General features: G+C 40.2%; 14 protein-coding genes and 3 tRNA genes. 6 read left to right on the top strand and 11 right to left on the bottom strand.

The features are described 5' to 3' along the window. Positions 1–354: 354 nt before the first annotated feature. The 3 genes from ABIS04_RS10170 (at position 355) to ABIS04_RS10160 (ending at position 5,861) form a co-directional block, all read left to right on the top strand. Positions 355–1,437, top strand: coding sequence for an efflux RND transporter periplasmic adaptor subunit (locus ABIS04_RS10170; protein WP_350430988.1), 1,083 nt, complete (start codon positions 355–357; stop codon positions 1,435–1,437). Further along, a complete protein-coding gene (locus ABIS04_RS10165; RefSeq protein ID WP_350430987.1) occupies positions 1,434–4,529 on the top strand; it encodes an efflux RND transporter permease subunit in 3,096 nt (1,031 codons plus the stop codon). The genes ABIS04_RS10170 and ABIS04_RS10165 overlap by 4 nt, the downstream gene beginning before the upstream one ends. A 103-nt stretch (positions 4,530–4,632) precedes the next feature. Then, a protein-coding gene (locus ABIS04_RS10160) for an IS3 family transposase (protein WP_350430986.1) occupies positions 4,633–5,861 on the top strand; the annotation gives its coding sequence in 2 pieces (ribosomal slippage) (positions 4,633–4,984 and positions 4,984–5,861; 1,230 coding nt in all). Positions 5,862–6,031: 170 nt separating this feature from the next. Here ABIS04_RS10160 and ABIS04_RS10155 read toward each other — a convergent pair. Continuing rightward, the gene (locus ABIS04_RS10155) at positions 6,032–6,460 is read right to left on the bottom strand and encodes a PaaI family thioesterase (RefSeq protein ID WP_350430985.1); all 429 of its coding nucleotides are present in this window, start codon (positions 6,458–6,460) and stop codon (positions 6,032–6,034) included. Positions 6,461–6,551: 91 nt separating this feature from the next. Continuing rightward, complete coding sequence (fadE, locus tag ABIS04_RS10150; RefSeq protein WP_350430984.1) at positions 6,552–8,999, bottom strand: acyl-CoA dehydrogenase FadE; 2,448 nt, start codon at positions 8,997–8,999, stop codon at positions 6,552–6,554. A gap of 259 nt (positions 9,000–9,258) precedes the next feature. Here fadE and ABIS04_RS10145 point away from each other — a divergent pair, with 259 nt between their 5' ends. Then, entirely contained in the window at positions 9,259–10,035 is a 777-nt protein-coding gene (locus tag ABIS04_RS10145; RefSeq protein ID WP_350430983.1) for a class II glutamine amidotransferase, read from the top strand. Here ABIS04_RS10145 and ABIS04_RS10140 read toward each other — a convergent pair. From ABIS04_RS10140 to ABIS04_RS10130, 3 genes are all read right to left on the bottom strand, one after another. Next, the gene (locus ABIS04_RS10140) at positions 10,021–11,013 is read right to left on the bottom strand and encodes a DUF3108 domain-containing protein (protein WP_371833601.1); all 993 of its coding nucleotides are present in this window, start codon (positions 11,011–11,013) and stop codon (positions 10,021–10,023) included. The genes ABIS04_RS10145 and ABIS04_RS10140 overlap by 15 nt on opposite strands. A 43-nt stretch (positions 11,014–11,056) precedes the next feature. After that, positions 11,057–11,401 (bottom strand): MGMT family protein, encoded by a 345-nt coding sequence (locus tag ABIS04_RS10135; protein WP_137227013.1) that lies wholly within the window; start codon positions 11,399–11,401, stop codon positions 11,057–11,059. 114 nt (positions 11,402–11,515) lie between these two features. Next, the gene (locus ABIS04_RS10130) at positions 11,516–12,199 is read right to left on the bottom strand and encodes a hemolysin III family protein (RefSeq protein WP_371833600.1); all 684 of its coding nucleotides are present in this window, start codon (positions 12,197–12,199) and stop codon (positions 11,516–11,518) included. 255 nt (positions 12,200–12,454) lie between these two features. Between ABIS04_RS10130 and ABIS04_RS10125 the strand changes: the two genes are divergently transcribed. Then, on the top strand, positions 12,455–13,066 hold the full coding sequence (locus ABIS04_RS10125; RefSeq protein WP_350430982.1) for a hypothetical protein: 612 nt from the start codon (positions 12,455–12,457) through the stop codon (positions 13,064–13,066). A gap of 78 nt (positions 13,067–13,144) precedes the next feature. Here ABIS04_RS10125 and rrtA read toward each other — a convergent pair whose 3' ends face one another. Both rrtA and queC read right to left on the bottom strand, forming a co-directional pair. After that, a complete protein-coding gene (gene rrtA / locus ABIS04_RS10120) occupies positions 13,145–13,774 on the bottom strand; it encodes a rhombosortase (protein WP_350430981.1) in 630 nt (209 codons plus the stop codon). A 201-nt stretch (positions 13,775–13,975) separates the two neighbouring features. Next, positions 13,976–14,683, bottom strand: coding sequence for a 7-cyano-7-deazaguanine synthase QueC (gene queC / locus ABIS04_RS10115; RefSeq protein WP_350430980.1), 708 nt, complete (start codon positions 14,681–14,683; stop codon positions 13,976–13,978). Positions 14,684–14,893: 210 nt separating this feature from the next. Between queC and queE the strand changes: the two genes are divergently transcribed. After that, the gene (gene queE / locus ABIS04_RS10110; RefSeq protein ID WP_140234271.1) at positions 14,894–15,562 is read left to right on the top strand and encodes a 7-carboxy-7-deazaguanine synthase QueE; all 669 of its coding nucleotides are present in this window, start codon (positions 14,894–14,896) and stop codon (positions 15,560–15,562) included. A 66-nt stretch (positions 15,563–15,628) separates the two neighbouring features. Here the strand turns inward: queE and ABIS04_RS10105 are convergent, their stop codons facing one another. From ABIS04_RS10105 to ABIS04_RS10090, 4 genes are all read right to left on the bottom strand, one after another. Next, positions 15,629–16,690 (bottom strand): PLP-dependent cysteine synthase family protein, encoded by a 1,062-nt coding sequence (locus ABIS04_RS10105; protein ID WP_350430979.1) that lies wholly within the window; start codon positions 16,688–16,690, stop codon positions 15,629–15,631. A gap of 361 nt (positions 16,691–17,051) precedes the next feature. Beyond that, positions 17,052–17,136: transfer RNA gene (locus tag ABIS04_RS10100), tRNA-Tyr, on the bottom strand. Positions 17,137–17,165: 29 nt separating this feature from the next. Beyond that, positions 17,166–17,250 (bottom strand) — tRNA-Tyr (locus tag ABIS04_RS10095). An 88-nt stretch (positions 17,251–17,338) separates the two neighbouring features. Then, a tRNA-Tyr gene (locus ABIS04_RS10090) sits at positions 17,339–17,423 on the bottom strand. Positions 17,424–17,425: the final 2 nt, after the last annotated feature.

Raw genomic sequence — 17,425 nt, 5'->3', positions numbered from 1 at the left:
TCTTAAACATTGGGTGATTCATGCGTTCATCTGCTTAATTGGCATGTAGTCATGCTGAGCTTCCATGTTCTTAATCTGCTTATGTTAGCTATTTGTCACAACATGTGTCGGTAATTATCTCTTAACATAACCATTTTATTTTAAATATGCATATAGGTGTTGTTTTTTGCATAGATAGTAATTATTTATCTAAATAAATGCATATTAAAATAAAATACACTATCTGTTTACTATGTTGGTAATTTGTAAGCAAAAGTAAAACGACTTGATGTAGATTCATTGCTAAGTACAATTACAGTAACTTAATAATCAAACATAGAATTCATTTAGGCTTCAATGCCTACGGACTTACAAATGAAAAAGATAATCATACTGATTGCCATCGCATTAGCTTCATTGTCGGCTTACTATTTAATGTCGCCTAAAGAGGCAATGGTTAAACGTCCGAGACCTATCCCTAATGTCGTCGTCGCCAAAGCGGCAATTATGCCTATTCGAGATGAAGTACAAGCTTTAGGTACAGGTAAAGCCTTTGAATCCATCATTGTTACATCTAAAGTCACCGACATAATCACTCAAATAAATTTCAAAGACGGTGATTTGGTTGAAAAAGGTGCGTTGTTAGTACAATTAAGAAATGACGAACATAAAGCTAAATTGGCTGTGACTGAAATTAAACTTGTTGAAAACCTACGAGAATTAGATCGAATCCGCTCACTGGTAACCAGTAAAACCATTGCAGAATTAGAACGCGACCGTTTGCAAAGCTTAATTGACACCACTCGTGCAGAGGTCTCGCAAGCTAAAGCTGCGTTAAATGACCGAGTCATTAAAGCACCATTTGCTGGAAAACTCGGTTTACGCCAAGTCAGTGTCGGCAGTTTAGTCACTCCTGGAGAGCAAATTAGTACCTTAGATGATGTCAGCAAAATCAAATTAGATTTTTCTGTACCAGAACGATTTATTCAGGAATTGCAGCCAGGTAAATTAGTAGAAGCTAGAGCCGTTGCCTACCCAGACCGTATATTCAAAGGTGTGGTGACTTCCATTGACAGTCGCGTCAATCCGGCTACTCGAGCGGTCATTGTGCGTGCCGTTATGCCAAATGATGATTACAGTTTGTTTCCTGGTATGTTGATGAAAGTGAAATTAATAAAAGAAAGCCGTGAGGCACTGTTATTACCCGAAGCCGCTATTATTCCTATTCAAAGCAAACATTTTGTTTATATTGTTAACGAAGACAATAAAGTCGTACAGCAACAAGTCACCTTAGGCACGCGTACTCGCGGTTGGGTTGAAATTACTCAAGGTCTTGAAGTTGGTCAGCAAGTGATTATCCGTGGTATTTTGAAGGTTCGTCCAGATGATGAAGTTAAGGTACAGCAAGCTGAAAACTTTAAGTTTGTACAGGTTGAAGGTATGGAGAAGTCAGCATGATATTAACTGACTTATCGGTTAAAAGACCTGTATTAGCTTCAGTTATTAGTATATTGCTGATTGTATTAGGTTTAGTTTCTTTTGGTAAATTGCCGTTACGTGAATACCCGAATATCGATCCCCCCATAGTTTCTGTAGAAACCAGTTATCGTGGTGCGAGTGCCTCAGTGGTCGAAAGCCGCATCACCCAGCTAATTGAAGACAAAATTAGTGGTGTTGAAGGCATTCGTCATATTAGTTCATCAAGTAGTGATGGCCGTTCAAATATCACTATTGAGTTTGATATTAATCGTGATATTGAAGCCGCTACAAATGATGTTCGTGATCGTATTTCTAGTTTACTAGAGCAGCTCCCAGAAGAAGCTGACGCGCCATCGATTTCTAAAGCAAACGGCAGTGATGAAGTTATCATGTGGCTGAATTTGGTCTCCGATCAAATGGATATCTTACAGTTAACCGATTACGCCAACCGTTATTTAGTTGACCGTTTCTCGGTTATTGATGGTGTATCAACCTTGCGTTTAGGTGGCGGTAAGGTGTACGCCTTACGGATTTGGATTGATCGCCAAGCGTTAGCATCGCGTAACTTAACTGTGTCAGATGTTGAAGCCGCGCTTCGTGCTGAAAACGTTGAATTACCCGCAGGTTCGATAGAATCAAAAGACCGTCATTTTACCGTTCGTTTAGACCGAGTATTTAAAACTGCTGAGGATTTTTCTAACTTAGTGATCACTGAAGGAGATGACGGGTATTTAGTCAAACTGGGTGATGTGGCTAAAGTTGAAATAGGCTCCGAAGAAGAACGTATTATCTTTAGGGGCAATACAGAATCGATGATTGGCTTAGGTGTCAGTAAGCAGTCGACTGCTAATACTCTTGAAGTGGCGCGAGCTGCCAATGCCTTAGTCGATAAACTTAATCCAACATTACCAGCAGGTATGGAAATTAAACGTGCATACGACAGCTCGGTATTTATTGAAGCATCGATTGACGAGGTATATCAAACCCTATTTATTGCGATGATTTTAGTTATTATAGTGATTTATCTGTTCTTAGGCTCTGTAAGGGCAATGTTAATTCCTGCCATTACCGTTCCAGTGTCTTTGTTAGCCACGTTTATCGTACTTTATGCGTTAGGGTACACCATCAATCTATTGACCTTACTGGCGATGATCCTAGCTATTGGTATGGTGGTTGATGATGCAATTGTCATGTTAGAAAACATTCATCGACGTATTGAAGAAGGTGACTCACCACTTAAAGCTGCTTTTCTGGGGGCGCGTGAAGTGGCTTTTGCCGTAGTGGCAACCACTTTGGTATTGGTTGCTGTGTTTATGCCCATTACTTTCTTAGAGGGCGATTTAGGTAAGCTGTTTAAAGAGTTTGCCGTCACTATGAGTGCCGCGGTGATATTTTCGAGTATTGTCGCACTAACACTTACGCCAATGATGTGTTCTAAATTACTCAAGCCTGCTGAGCAAGATCCTTGGTTAGTTAAACAAATCGATAAAATGATGACAACTTTATCTGGCTGGTATTTAGCCAGTCTAAAAACGGGGATGAAACGCCCTGTATTGGTGTCGTTAGTTGTGCTTATTGCTTTTGCTCTGAGTGGATATTTACTCAATAAAATTCCCCAAGAATTTGCCCCTCAAGAGGACCGTGGTTCGATGTTTTTAATCGTGAATGGACCTCAAGGTGCTAGCTTTGAGTACATTGAGAAATACATGGACGAAGTGGAAGGGCGCTTAATGCCCTTGGTTGAGAGTGGTGATATTAAGCGTTTATTGATCCGCGCACCACGTGGTTTTGGGGCTGGGTCTGATTTTTCAAATGGCATGGCCATTATCGTATTAGAAGATTGGAAAGAACGTCGTAGCGCTAACGAAATTATTGGCGATATACGCGGCCGATTAGCAGATTTGGCTGGCATAAGAGCGTTCCCTATTATGCGCCAAGCATTTGGACGAGGTGTAGGCAAACCAGTGCAGTTTGTACTTGGTGGGCCAAGCTACGAAGAATTAGCCGAATGGCGTGACATCATGCTGGAAAAAGCGAAAGAAAATCATAAGCTCATTGGTTTAGATCACGATTATCAAGAAACTAAACCTCAATTACGTGTGGTGATAGATCGTGAACGGGCGGCGGATTTAGGCGTATCAATTTCTCATGTTGGCAGAACATTAGAGTCAATGCTGGGATCTCGTTTGGTCACCACTTTTATGCGCGATGGTGAAGAGTACGATGTGATAGTGGAAGGTAATCGTGATAATCAAAACACAGCCACTGATATGGAAAACCTCTATGTTCGCTCGGATCGCTCACAAGAGCTAATCCCATTATCAAACTTGGTTACAGTGGAAGAGTTTGCCGATGCAAGTTCGTTAAATCGATATAATCGAATGCGTGCTATTACCTTAGAGGCCAATTTGGCAGATGATTATACTCTGGGTGAAGCGTTAGATTATCTCAATGATCTTGCTACAACTTATTTGCCTGCAGAAGCGGTTATCAGCTATAAAGGACCATCGTTGGATTACCAAGAGTCGGGTAATTCAATGAACTTTGTCTTTTTACTTGCTTTGGGTATTGTATTTCTAGTATTGGCTGCGCAGTTTGAAAGTTATGTTCACCCTATGGTGATCATGCTCACGGTACCACTGGCAACCTTAGGTGCGCTGGTAGGTTTATGGTTAACAGATCAAAGTATCAATATATACAGTCAAATCGGTATTATTATGCTGGTAGGGTTAGCCGCTAAAAATGGCATTTTGATTGTTGAATTCTCAAATCAACTACGAGACCGTGGTGTTGAATTTCAACAAGCCATTTTACAGGCTTCAACGCAACGCTTAAGACCTATTCTAATGACCGGTATTACCACAGCAGCGGGCGCTATTCCGTTGGTGATGGCTTCTGGCGCTGGAGCTGAAACACGTTTTGTTATTGGGGTGGTGGTATTGTCAGGAATTTTACTGGCGACATTTTTTACCTTAATCGTTATTCCTGTTGCTTATAGCTTGTTTGCCCGCAATAGTAGCTCACCAGAAACAGTAGCAAAGCAGCTGGAAATAGAGTTACAGGAAGATTAGTTTTATTGATAATTCCAAATTAGAAAGCCAGCCATTCATATGACTGGCTTTTTTGTTATATTTGTCCCGTCCTGAGATAAGTTGACACATTGGAGACTTATCTATGAAACCTTCAGTATCAATCAATATAAAACGTACTCAACGAGATTACACATTAGGCTTTAAATTAGCGGTTGTTAGTCAAGTAGAAAAAGGCGAGCTAACGTATAAGCAAGCTCAAGACCACTATGGCATTCAAGGGAGAAGTACCGTCCTAACATGGTTACGAAAACATGGTAGATTAGATTGGTCCCAGCCGATTGAGCATTCACCTATGTCCAAATCTACAGAAACACCCGCCCAGAAAATCAAACGATTAGAGAAACAAGTCTCCAATCTCGAAATGAAAAATATGATTTATGGCGATATGGTCGAGTTACTTAAAAATGAGTACGGTATTGATTTAGAAAAAAAGTACTTAGCCGAACGATCTGGCTTGCCAAAGAAAAAGGCACTGTAAAGCTAGCGACAGCGAGTCGGCAGTTTAACCTATCAAGACAAGCTGTTTATCAATGGAAGCAGCGCTTAGCAGCAAGAGCTGACATGTTAAAACCGGTGATGACGATGGTTATGTATTGGCGTCAGTTCATGCCCAGAGTGGGTACGCGTAAGCTTTATCAACTCATCAAGCCACAGTTACTTGAACAAGGCATAAAGCTAGGTAGGGACGGCCTATTTCAGTATTTAAAACAACACAATATGTTAGTAAAGCCTAGGAAGAATTACACCAAGACAACCCATAGCCACCATTGGTTGAGAAAACACCCAAACTTACTCAAAGACAGAGTGGTGAAGAGCGTTGAAGAGGTATTTGTCAGTGACATAACCTACGTAAAATCAGACGAAGGAACTCACTATTTATCATTAGTCACAGATGCATATTCAAGAAAAATAATGGGTTATGAATTAAGTGATGAAATGAAAGCCAGTGATGTTGTTAAAGCATTGGAGATGACGATAAAGAATCGTCAGACAACCAGTGATGTCATTCATCATTCAGATAGAGGGATACAGTACTGCTCAGCAGAATATCAACATAAATTGGCTGCGAATGCGATAAGGCCATCGATGACAGATGGATATGATTGTTATCAGAATGCGTTAGCTGAGCGAGTGAATGGTATTTTGAAGCAAGAGTTTTTACTTTACCGCTGTCGTACGATGAAGGAGCTGGCAATACTCATCAAAGAATCTATTAGGATTTATAACGAGTTAAGACCGCACCTTAGTTTAGGAATGAAAACCCCAAACGAAGTGCATGAAAAAGCCAGTCGGGAGTTCCAACTGGCTTAATAAAAACCGTCAACCTATTTTAGGACTAGACAATTTTATAAGGAGGTTATTATGCTTTCAACAATAAGTCTTGTACTGCGCGACAGTGTTGAGTACATCATTAGTGTAATCAGCATTATAGTCGCTTTAGTCCATAGCACTGCGTAAAAGATAAGAGTTTACCCAACTATCTATGGACGAAGAATAAGACAGGTTGCTGTTGCTGTTGCTAATAATTTACCGTCTTCAGTGGTTAATGTCCCTTCAGAAATACCTAACGATTTGGATAAGTTCATTAAGTTTCCCTTTGCGATTAAACGCTGATTTTGTGGAACAGGACGAACCATTTTAACGTTTAAATCAATGGTTGAATAATTGACACCAGCCGGAAGTGCTGAATGAACAGCGCAGGCAGTTACTGTGTCCATAACCGTTGCGGCAAAGCCTCCGTGAACACCACCCATAGGATTAAGATGACGTTCATCGGCATGGGCTTCAAAAGTCACAGCGCCTTCACTCACCTCAATGGCTTTCATCGGTATGGTTTGCGTAATCGAAGGGGCTGGGAAATCGCCATTTAGCATGGCTTGCATCAGTTGTAATCCACTTAAATGTTTCATTATTGTCCTTCCAACATCATTAAACTGTAGAGATAAAAAAGGGTAAAGCTTGCGCTTTACCCTTTTTAGTTAGGCTAATTAACCTGAACAGCTAGGCTGCTTTTTCTTGCTTTGCTTTAGGTGCAAGTTGCGCACGAAGCTCATCGGGATCAAAGTCATCAACGTTAATTGATTTAAGACGACCAATTTCAGCTCGTTCAAGTAAAGCGATTTCGCTGTCGCTTAACACACCAAGCGCTTTACCTTCTGCAGCAACTTTGTCTAACCACATAAATGGCAGACGCTTACCCGCAGCTTTACAGACTTTGTCATACAGTGGCTCTGCTGCAAGGATATCTTTGAACGTTTGCTCTTGGATGCCCACAACATTGAACTCAGATGCAGTCCAGAACTGGCCTTTACCTAAACGGTCTCGGCTAGCACAAGGGGTTTGCATGATTTTAGCCACTTTGTGATCTAATACATCACTCGGACGCTTAATTGGACGACCAAACGGGAAGATAACAGCACGGAGCGCAATACCTAAACCCATAGGGAAGTTGTTAAGTAAGTCGTCTAATGAATCTTGTAGCTTGTATAATGAATCTTCAACAGCCCACTGCACTAAAGGTAAATCTTCAGTTAAACGGCCATCATCTTCATAACGCTTTAACGTTGCTGAAGTTAGGTACAGTTGACTTAATAAGTCACCTAAACGTGCAGAAATACGTTCTTTACGTTTTAGGTTGCCACCTAATGTTGCCATCGCTAAGTCAGATAACAATGCTAAGTTAGCACTGAAGCGATTCATCTGTTGATAATAACGCTTGGTTTTATCTGAGTAAGGGCTATTGGTGAAATAAGATGAGGTTAATCCCATCCAGAAGCTACGTATAAAGTTAGACGTTGCAAAACCAATATGACCGAATATAGCAGAGTCAAAGTTGTCTAGACCACGGCTAGCATCAGTATCAAATGCTGATTCCATTTCGGCCAAAACATATGGATGACAGCGAATTGCGCCTTGTCCATAAATGATCATTGAACGGGTTAGAATGTTGGCACCTTCAACGGTAATAGCAATCGGTGCTGCTTGATAGCCACGGCCTAAGTAGTTATTCGGGCCAAGACAAACACCTTTACCACCGTGAATGTCCATTGCGTCAATAATACACTTCTGCATTCTGTCGGTTAAATGGAACTTAACGATGGCTGAAACAACCGATGGCTTTTCACCTAAATCAATCGCGGTAGTGGTTAATGTCGCAACAGCGTCCATAAGGTAAGCATTACCGCCTAAACGTGCCATTGGCTCTTCGATGCCTTCTAACTTACCGATAGGTAATTTAAATTGACGACGAATACGAGCATAAGCACCTGTAGCAACAGCGGCTGTTTTAACACCACCAGCTGAGTTTGAAGGTAAAGTAATCCCACGGCCTACAGATAAACACTCAACCAACATTCTCCAACCTTGGCCGGCCATTTCTGGTCCACCAATGATGAAACTTAATGGAACAAACACTTCGTTACCGCGTGTTGGTCCATTTTGGAACATACAGTTCAATGGGAAATGACGACGACCAGTTTCAACACCTGGAATGTCAGTAGGGATAAGCGCACAAGTGATGCCTAACTCTTCTTTGTCACCCAATAAATGTTCTGGGTCACGCAGTTTAAATGCAAGACCTAATACGGTCGCAACGGGTGCAAGCGTAATGTAGCGTTTGTTCCACGTTAGTTTCATACCAAGCACTTCTTCGCCTTGGAATTCACCTTTACACACCACACCAAAATCTGGGATAGAACCAGCATCACTACCCGCTTCGGGGCTTGTGAGTGCAAAACATGGCACTTCTAAACCTTGAGCTAAACGGGGTAAGTAATGATCTTGCTGATCTTTAGTACCATAGTGTTGTAATAGCTCACCAGGGCCTAACGAGTTAGGAACACCTACTGTTGAAGCGAGTTCGCTACTGACACCAGCTAGTTTTTGCAGTACGCAAGACTGAGCATAAGCTGAGTATTCTAAACCACCGTATTTCTTCTTAATGATCATGGCAAAGAAGCCGTTATCTTTAAGGAATTGCCAAATATCTTGCGGCAAGTCACCAAGTACGTGTGAGACTTGGTGTTGATTAAGCATTTTACACACTTCTTCAACAGGGCCATCTAAAAAGGCTTGTTCATCTGCACTTAAGCGTGCTTTAGGGTAATTATGCAGTTTGCTCCAGTTAGGGTTACCGGCAAACAAATCAGCTTCCCACCAAGTGGTACCTGCTTCAATGGCTTCTTTTTCAGTAGTAGACATTTCAGGCATAATGCCGCGATAAACTTTAAGCAGTGGTCGACTGATAAAATTCTGTCTGAATGATTTAATATTTAATGGAAGTGCAATAACAAGGAATACTATCCATGCGATTACACCAATAATATCCATTGAGCTACCGACGACTAATACAATTGCAGCAGCAATCGTTGTCGATAATAGCGATACTCTTAGGTATGCCATAGCGCCGAGCACAAAGATCATCGCGATGATCCAAAGTAGGGTGGTCACTGTACTTCTCCTTAAAGCTATTTTTATAGGCCAAAATAGCTTATTTATTGTTGATCTTATTCACAAGAAAGCCCGTGGTCAGACCTGTGTCACGTAAAAGTTAACCTTATGACGCCTCGATTACAAGTATTTTTCAAACAATTGTTTAAATAATTGTGTGTTTGAAATATTCCACTTAATAAGCATAGTAGATACAATACGTTCGACTAAGTAAATTTGGTCAGATTTGCTCGATTAAACAACAATAAAGGCAAGCTTAATGTGTGAGTTACTGGCGATGAGCGCCAATGTACCAACAGATATTGTGTTCAGTTTTACTGGGTTAGCTGAACGCGGCGGTGTAACGGGTCCTCATGTTGATGGTTGGGGAATTAGTTTTTATGAAGGTAAGGGTAATCGTACTTTTAAGGATGCTTGTCCTAGTAGTGAATCGCATATAGCTGAGCTCATTAAGTCATATCCAATTAAAAGCGAAATCGTGATCAGTCATATTCGTCAGGCTAATCGTGGTTGCGTGTCTTTGGTTAATACTCATCCGTTTAGTCGGGAGTTATGGGGGCGATATTGGACTTATGCACACAATGGCCAATTAACCGGTTATCTCGATAAATTTAAGGTGTCGCGTTTTCAGCCTGTTGGCGACACAGACAGCGAATTGGCCTTTTGCTGGATTTTAGAATCTGTTGTAAAACAATTTGGCGAGCAAGAACCAGACGACCTAGAGCCAGTATTCGACTATATTGCTGGTTTAGCAGATGGAATACGCCAACTAGGGGTGTTTAATATGTTGTTGAGTAATGGCGTTGATTTGATGGCTTATTGTACTAACAATCTGTGCCATATTACTCGCCGTGCTCCGTTTGGCAAAGCAACACTAATTGACACTGATGTTGTGATTGATTTTAGTAAAGAAACCACACCCAATGATGTGGTCACTGTTATTGCAACCAGGCCATTAACCAATAATGAAAATTGGGTTGTGTTAAATTCAGGTGAATGGAAACTTTTCAGGAAAGGTGAATTAATCCGCAGCTAACATTTTAATTTGCTCTAGTTCTGACTCACTGATGCCGGTTTCATTTTCAACCTCTGAAGTGAGTTGTCCGGCAGCTGTTGAACTTCCAGGGTTTGGGCCATCGATCAATGCTGGCGTCATCGGTGGCAATGGTTGTTCAAATTGGTAGCTCGCTAACTGAATATCCAGCTGCTTGCTGCCTTTTGAAAAATGACTTAATCGTACTGGTAAATAGGCTAAATCAGGTGCCATCCAGAAAAATGTTTGCCTTTTAGTGCTGTCGCGTACAACTTCAACTTTTACTGTATCGTAGGTACCACTGTCGAGCACAACTTGTTCTTTGCCTATGACTCTAAATTGATAGTCATCAATTTCTTTTTCTTTCACCATTTTATAATCTAATGGCCTAATATTGGCGGCGAGATCCATTCTAAATTGCAATTGCACCATTAAAGGGTCAAATACTTTGTCTTCATAAGGCAGTTTTAATGCATCTTCCTTGTATATGGTATGGATGAACTGTTGTGCTTTTGCAAAGGCAGTCTGTTCGGTGTAATCACTACCCGTTCCGGTTCGTTCCTGAATGTAGCGAAATGGTACCAGTTTACCGTTTTCTAAGGTAAATTCACTGGTAAGATGACGCTGATCTGATAATACAAATAGACTGACATCACTGTCAAAATGGTAACTGTAAAAACCACTATCAGTAGCTGGTAATCGGTAATTGGCCACTCCTAATTCGATGCTGCCATAAAATACCTTGTATTGAGCCGTGTGTGCCGTGAGTGGCGATAAAATAGCAGCTTGTTCAATGTCACTTAATAACAATGAGGGGGTCACCTGTTGATGCTGCTCTGCAATAATAGTCTTTTCCGCCGTAGCTAATTGAGCCGTCGACTCAGCATCGCCAATCAGCGGTTGCTGATTGTCAGCCTGTGCATTAATAGCAGGACTAATACACAAAATTAACGTGAGTAAGCGAGTTAAATTATTGACCAATGTGCGGTTACCTTTAAGTATGAAAATAGTTAACAGTCTGAGATTAAAAGGGTAATGTCATTACCAAGGTGGCAAGATCGGGTTTCCATTGATATTGAGACAACAAAATTTTGCCTGCGTTCACTTTAATACCCTCTAACCTTAATAATTCTAGCTGAGTTTGAAAAGGTTCAGAGTATTTTTCGAATGATATCTTACCTTGACTATTAATGACCCTATGCCACGGAAGCGCCAGCGTTTTAGGCGCTAATTTTAATGCTCTTGATACATAACGTGCTCGGCCAGGTAAGCCGGCTAAATCTGCCACTATTCCGTAAGGTAACACGGTGCCTTCAGGGATAAGATTAACAATAAACCATATTCGTTCCATGGGAGGCATTTGTGTCATGGGGTTTCCAATAGCGTTTATAAATCATTTAGCAGTTTATTAGCAATAGATAATAGAAAAATAGCGGCTTTAGTACAACCGCAATTTTTTAGAAGTGATAACGATATTGTCGAATTATAGCACTGTAAGATAAATACATAAAAAATGACTAAATGCGCCACCTAGTACAAATAAATGCCAAATTGCATGGTTATACGGAATGCGTTTACCTACATAGAAAATCACTCCGAGACTATAAAATAACCCCCCAATAATGAGTAAATTTAAGCCTAAATCGTTCATATGAGTTTTTAAATCGCCCATTACAGCGACACAAAACCAGCCCATCACTAAGTACAGCACCACACTAAAGACTTTAAAACGACCGATAAACAATGTCTTAAATATTATTCCTGCTAACGCTAATGACCAAATGGCGGAAAGTACAATAGTGGCCCGTGAGCTTTGTAAACTGATGAGCATCATAGGGGTGTAAGTGCCGGCAATTAAGGTATAAATAGCACAATGATCTGCCATTTTAAACCGTTTGCGCCACAGTGCGCTTTTGCTAGAGTGATATAAAGTAGAAGCAAGAAACAAAGCAATAATGCTAATGCCATAAATTGTTACACCAGCCATTTGCACAAAAGATAAACTATCGGGTGCTTTAATTAGCATCAGGATTAAACCAATAATGCCCGCAATGACACCTAATGCATGTGAAATCGCATTGGCTTTTTCTTCTGTATAACCGTAATCTGAACCAGAGGACATTGTAGCAGAATGCTGGGGTATTGAAGTGTTTGATGGTGAGTTCATAATATCCTGTAAATAACGCTGATTGGATTTTGAGCAACACTAGTCTATCAGTCTCGAAACTAAATAGCTATAATTAGGTGTACACGTGTAAGCTCAAATTTATTGGTCGGTAATGTAGGTTTAATATTGAGTCTATTTATAACATTGTATAAGAGTTTATTAATGAACAGACCTTATTAAATGTACAAATTAGCTGTTACTCAAAGAGGATGTAGAGGTTATACTTAAACGATAATTCTTAGCAGATTAGTCTTTATGTCTGAAAAAAATAAACATTCCCATCCGCATCAATCTGCAACTTCCAGTAATGACGCACCTGCTTGGGATAACAAAGCAGGGAAGCAAGACAATTGCGATAGCATCATTTTTGACAAAGATGTGACATCGTTTATTGAGTCAGATGAGGTAGCCGTAGACCCAAAAGAATTACAAGATTATCAACAACATGTCGCTGATGAAATTCAACTGCAATTTACGGGCACTATTGATAACACCACTAACAACAATGAACTTTTATTGCTCTCGGAACATCCCACTCAAGATGGTCACTTTTTGCAAAGATTCACAGCAAAACTCAGAACTAAATTCACTGGTAATAAACATATTTTTATCATAGTTATTTTAGTACACGTGTTCATTATCTCTATAGCATTGATATTTGGCAGAGTTGATATCAGTGGTATCAAAGATATGCCAATTACACCCAGTTCGGCAACACCATTACCGCCTTTGAAAAGCTATTTAATTACTCAAACAGAATACGATAAGTTAGTTGAGCGAGCACAATCAAGCGCAGTTGAACAATCTAACGAAGCTGAAGTTGAAACTTCAGAAGTCGCGCCTAAAACGAGTTCCAAGAAAGATTAAATTAGTGACAGACTCAATATCAACACTGTTCACGTTTGTATTAATGAAATACATAACTAATTTATTAACATTGATAGTCTAACTAAGTTTGTTGTATTTTAGACGCTTGACAAGCATCGACCAAAATATGGCACACATTATGCCACTCACCAAACCAACCAGATGGGATTCAGTGGCGACTCGGGCATTAATCAAATGTGTAATACTGTGACTGGCACCAAAATATTGCTCATAAGCGACTTTTAAAATGACACCAATAAGCAGTAGGTAACCTGAGCGATAACCTTTGCGGATATCCATTATCGCACCAAATACAAATAGCCCATGTAATAAACCACTTAAGCCAACATAAGCTTTTAAATTGGGATAAAACAGATATAACCCCATTCCCTCTAATAGGCATAAACTGACAAAAAGCAGCATTAATTTACCAGGATTGCGCTTAAAGTGAACTTCATACAGAAAAATGATGACCCAGAATCCCGCTAAATTCATCAGTAAATGCCATATATTGGTATGTAGTAGATTACCGGTGATTAATCGCCAAATTTGACCATGAGCAATTGCATCATATTGATAACTAAAATACTGGTCGATGGGTAAAAATGCAGGCGAAGGTACTTCTACAGCAAATAACCCTATGCAAATAAGACTGATCACCACAACAAGATGATAGAGTCTAACAGTGTGTGTTTTGTGTGTTTGCAAACGAACCTCTACATGAACCGTAAATCTCAGTCAAAATAATGTAAACCAAAAACACAAAACTTACCGCAGCGTGAAAAAGTCACATGGTTAACCTTGTGTTCTTTGGTGTCGCCGTAAAAATCTTCATATAAAATGATTAATGACCATTTTGCGGCAGTGACTAAACGCTATTTTAACTACCCGCTATTTTTTACAACACGATTATAATTTACTGTTTAACGACGCCATCACTGATTGGCTGTTTTGTAGGTAATCTTCTAAGCCCCGTTGACGTAATAAACAAGCAGGACAATCACCACACCCTTCACCCACTATACCGTTATAACAAGTTAATGTTTGATGTTGCACTAAGGCTAATTGATGATATTTGTCTGCTAATGCCCATGTTTCAGCTTTATTGAGCCACATTAACGGGGTAATTATCTTGATGGGTTTATCCATTCCTAGTGCTAATGAGTTTTGCATGGATTGTATGAATTCGTTACGACAATCTGGATAACCTGAAAAATCGGTTTCGCACACCCCAGTGATGATGACATCACAACCTAATTGGTAAGCGTAAATGCCAGCTAAAGTTAAAAATAGAATATTACGTCCAGGTACAAAGGTATTGGGTAAACCGTTGTTCATCAACTCATGTGAAACTGGAATGTCATCACGGGTCAATGCAGAAATGGCTAACTCGTTTAGTAATGTGGTATCCATCACTTTATGGCTGACCAACTTTAACTCTGTAGCCAAAGATTTAGCCACTTCGATCTCTTGACGATGGCGCTGGCCATAATCAAATGTGATCCCGTGAACTTGGTCATACTGGGACAAAGCCTGAATGAGACACGTCGTTGAATCTTGGCCGCCACTGAATACAACAAGGGCTTTAGTTGGGATGTTTAGATTTGAATCTGACATGAATATACTCTTAACGTACTGAACTGACTGGTAAGATCGGTATGATCAACGCTGAGTGGTTCAAGACAATATAAATGATATTTTACCTAAGGCAGGCGCAACTGCAAAGCCATAGGTGTAAATACTTGCAGCTAACAGTAAAATACTCTATAAATGCCGACCCGTTGTCAGTCAGGTAGCCAATACTTGTCTATAAAAGAAAGGTAAACGATGAAATATCCGGTTAACGAAGTATTTGAAACAATACAAGGTGAGGGTACTTATACTGGTGTACCAGCATTGTTCGTTCGCTTACAGGGTTGCCCTGTAGGTTGTGCATGGTGTGATACTAAGCAAACTTGGGATGTATTACCCGAAAATAAAGTGACCGCGGATCAAGTTATTCAGGTTGATGGTACTATCGGCCGATGGGCTGATCATACTGGTGGCACATTATTACAAGCGTTCAAGGACAAGGGATTTACTGCTAAACATATTGTGTTAACCGGTGGAGAGCCGTGTTTGTATGATTTAACTGAGTTAACTCAGGATTTTATTGCAGCAGGGTATCAGATCCAGATTGAAACCAGTGGCACTTTTGAAGTGAAATGTCATCCAGATGTGTGGGTCACGGTATCTCCTAAAATCAATATGAAAGGGGGCTATAAGGTGCTAGAACAAGCATTGAACCGTGCCAACGAAATTAAACACCCGATAGCCACAGAGAATCATATTGAAGAGTTAGATGCACTATTAATCGGCATCGACATCAGTGATAAAACTATTTGTTTACAGCCGATCAGCCAAAAGGCTCGCGCTACAGAATTAGCGATGAAAGTGTGTATTGCACGTAATTGGCGTTTGTCTATTCAGACTCATAAATATTTGAATATTGATTAATGCTACTGGTTGATAAATACAAAAATGCCGTTGCTTATAACAACGGCATTTTTGTTGATAATATTGCTATATCAATAATCCAGTATCATTAAATTTCAACAGCTTATCTTGGTAATGTTTAAAGCAGCCAATATTGCTGTTAACCCATTCAGGGTCATAATAAGTATCTAAATAACGATCGCCTGAATCACAAATTAAGGTCACAATTGAACCTGTTTGTCCTGCTTGACGCATTTTAGTCACGAGCAATAATGCACCGTACAAATTAGTGCCGGTCGAAGCGCCTGTTTTACGACCAAGGAGTTGCTCTAACCATTGAATTGTCGCAACTGAGGCTGCATCGGGAATTTTTATCATACTATCAACAACGCCCGCAATAAATGAAGGCTCAACTCTTGGACGTCCTATACCTTCAATCTTACTGTTTTTGTTGCAAACAATACTGGCATCGCCACTGTTAAAGTAATCATAGAAGACAGAGTTTTCTGGGTCGACAACACACAATTGAGTTGTTTGTTGTTGGTAACGAATATAACGACCAATAGTAGCGCTAGTGCCACCAGTTCCCGGACTCATCACAATCCATGTTGGGATAGGATGGGGTTCTTTTTCCATCTGATTAAAAATTGAATCCGCAATATTGTTATTTCCTCGCCAATCCGTAGCACGTTCTGCATAAGTAAATTGATCAATGTAATGGCCCTTCAATTCATTGGCTAAGCGTGCCGATTCAGGGTACATCTGACTGCCGTTTTCTACGAAATAGCATTGACCACCATAAAATTCAATTTGTTGGATTTTCTTTTTTGCTGTCGTGCTTGGCATTACTGCAATAAAAGGTAACCCAAGTAAGCGGGCAAAATAAGCTTCTGATACCGCTGTACTGCCTGATGAGGATTCTATAATCGGCGTGTTTTGTTTTATCCAGCCATTACATAAGGCATATAAAAATAGTGATCGGGCCAGGCGGTGCTTTAAACTGCCCGTTGGGTGAGTGCTTTCATCTTTTAAGTAAACATCAATGCCAACAAGTTGGGGAAGATCTAACTTAATAAGATGTGTATCTGCTGAACGTTGATAATCGGCTTCTATTTTTGCGATGGCCTGATTGACCCAAGTTGATGACATGCAAGGACACTCGTTATTCCAAAAAGGAATAAATAATAACTAAAATGTTAGTGTGTGAATAGTGCTTATGGTCACAAAGGAGTGTTAATCATCGTAAACATGACCGAACCAAATGTGGATATCGATATAGATAGTAAAACCACGATCAAACAAATATTAAATGATAATGGTCGTAGAAATATACACAACTGTATTTGACTGATTGAGTCGGGAGTTATTTATATAAAATTCGATGAATTTTGCCGGTCAAAGCAGGGAAATGAGAACGTTACACTGAAGAAAATAATATAGTAGGGCAGGTATTAAAGATAACGAGATTAGTGTTTGGAAGTGGAAGTAGCAGATAAACTAAGATGTAAAATGGTGGAGGGAGAAGGATTCGAACCTTCGAAGGCTGAGCCGTCAGATTTACAGTCTGATCCCTTTGGCCACTCGGGAACCCCTCCACTGCAAGATAAATAGGAATAAAGAAAGATGGTGGAGGGAGAAGGATTCGAACCTTCGAAGGCTGAGCCGTCAGATTTACAGTCTGATCCCTTTGGCCACTCGGGAACCCCTCCACATATTTTCTTTTTTCTTACTCTCTTTTTACATTCTAACTCTTTACAGCATTAATACTTTTAAATTGAAACTTTGAAGCAACGCAAATGGTGGAGGGAGAAGGATTCGAACCTTCGAAGGCTGAGCCGTCAGATTTACAGTCTGATCCCTTTGGCCACTCGGGAACCCCTCCTC

It is taken from the genome of Shewanella sp. H8 (assembly GCF_040285065.1).
Taxonomy (GTDB): Bacteria; Pseudomonadota; Gammaproteobacteria; order Enterobacterales; family Shewanellaceae; genus Shewanella; species Shewanella polaris.
The sequence above is the reverse complement of the archived record's forward strand: the minus strand, read 5'-3'. Positions and strand labels throughout refer to the sequence as shown.

What these genes read in the sequence shown, in the direction of transcription:
- ABIS04_RS10170 (WP_350430988.1), top strand. Translation starts at nt 355, where the DNA reads ATGAAAAAGATAATCATACTGATTGCCATCGCATTAGCTTCATTGTCG.
- ABIS04_RS10165 (WP_350430987.1), top strand. Translation starts at nt 1,434, where the DNA reads ATGATATTAACTGACTTATCGGTTAAAAGACCTGTATTAGCTTCAGTT.
- ABIS04_RS10155 (WP_350430985.1), bottom strand. Translation starts at nt 6,460, where the DNA reads ATGAAACATTTAAGTGGATTACAACTGATGCAAGCCATGCTAAATGGC.
- ABIS04_RS10145 (WP_350430983.1), top strand. Translation starts at nt 9,259, where the DNA reads ATGTGTGAGTTACTGGCGATGAGCGCCAATGTACCAACAGATATTGTG.
- ABIS04_RS10135 (WP_137227013.1), bottom strand. Translation starts at nt 11,401, where the DNA reads ATGACACAAATGCCTCCCATGGAACGAATATGGTTTATTGTTAATCTT.
- ABIS04_RS10130 (WP_371833600.1), bottom strand. Translation starts at nt 12,199, where the DNA reads ATGAACTCACCATCAAACACTTCAATACCCCAGCATTCTGCTACAATG.
- ABIS04_RS10125 (WP_350430982.1), top strand. Translation starts at nt 12,455, where the DNA reads ATGTCTGAAAAAAATAAACATTCCCATCCGCATCAATCTGCAACTTCC.
- queC (WP_350430980.1), bottom strand. Translation starts at nt 14,683, where the DNA reads ATGTCAGATTCAAATCTAAACATCCCAACTAAAGCCCTTGTTGTATTC.
- queE (WP_140234271.1), top strand. Translation starts at nt 14,894, where the DNA reads ATGAAATATCCGGTTAACGAAGTATTTGAAACAATACAAGGTGAGGGT.
- ABIS04_RS10105 (WP_350430979.1), bottom strand. Translation starts at nt 16,690, where the DNA reads ATGTCATCAACTTGGGTCAATCAGGCCATCGCAAAAATAGAAGCCGAT.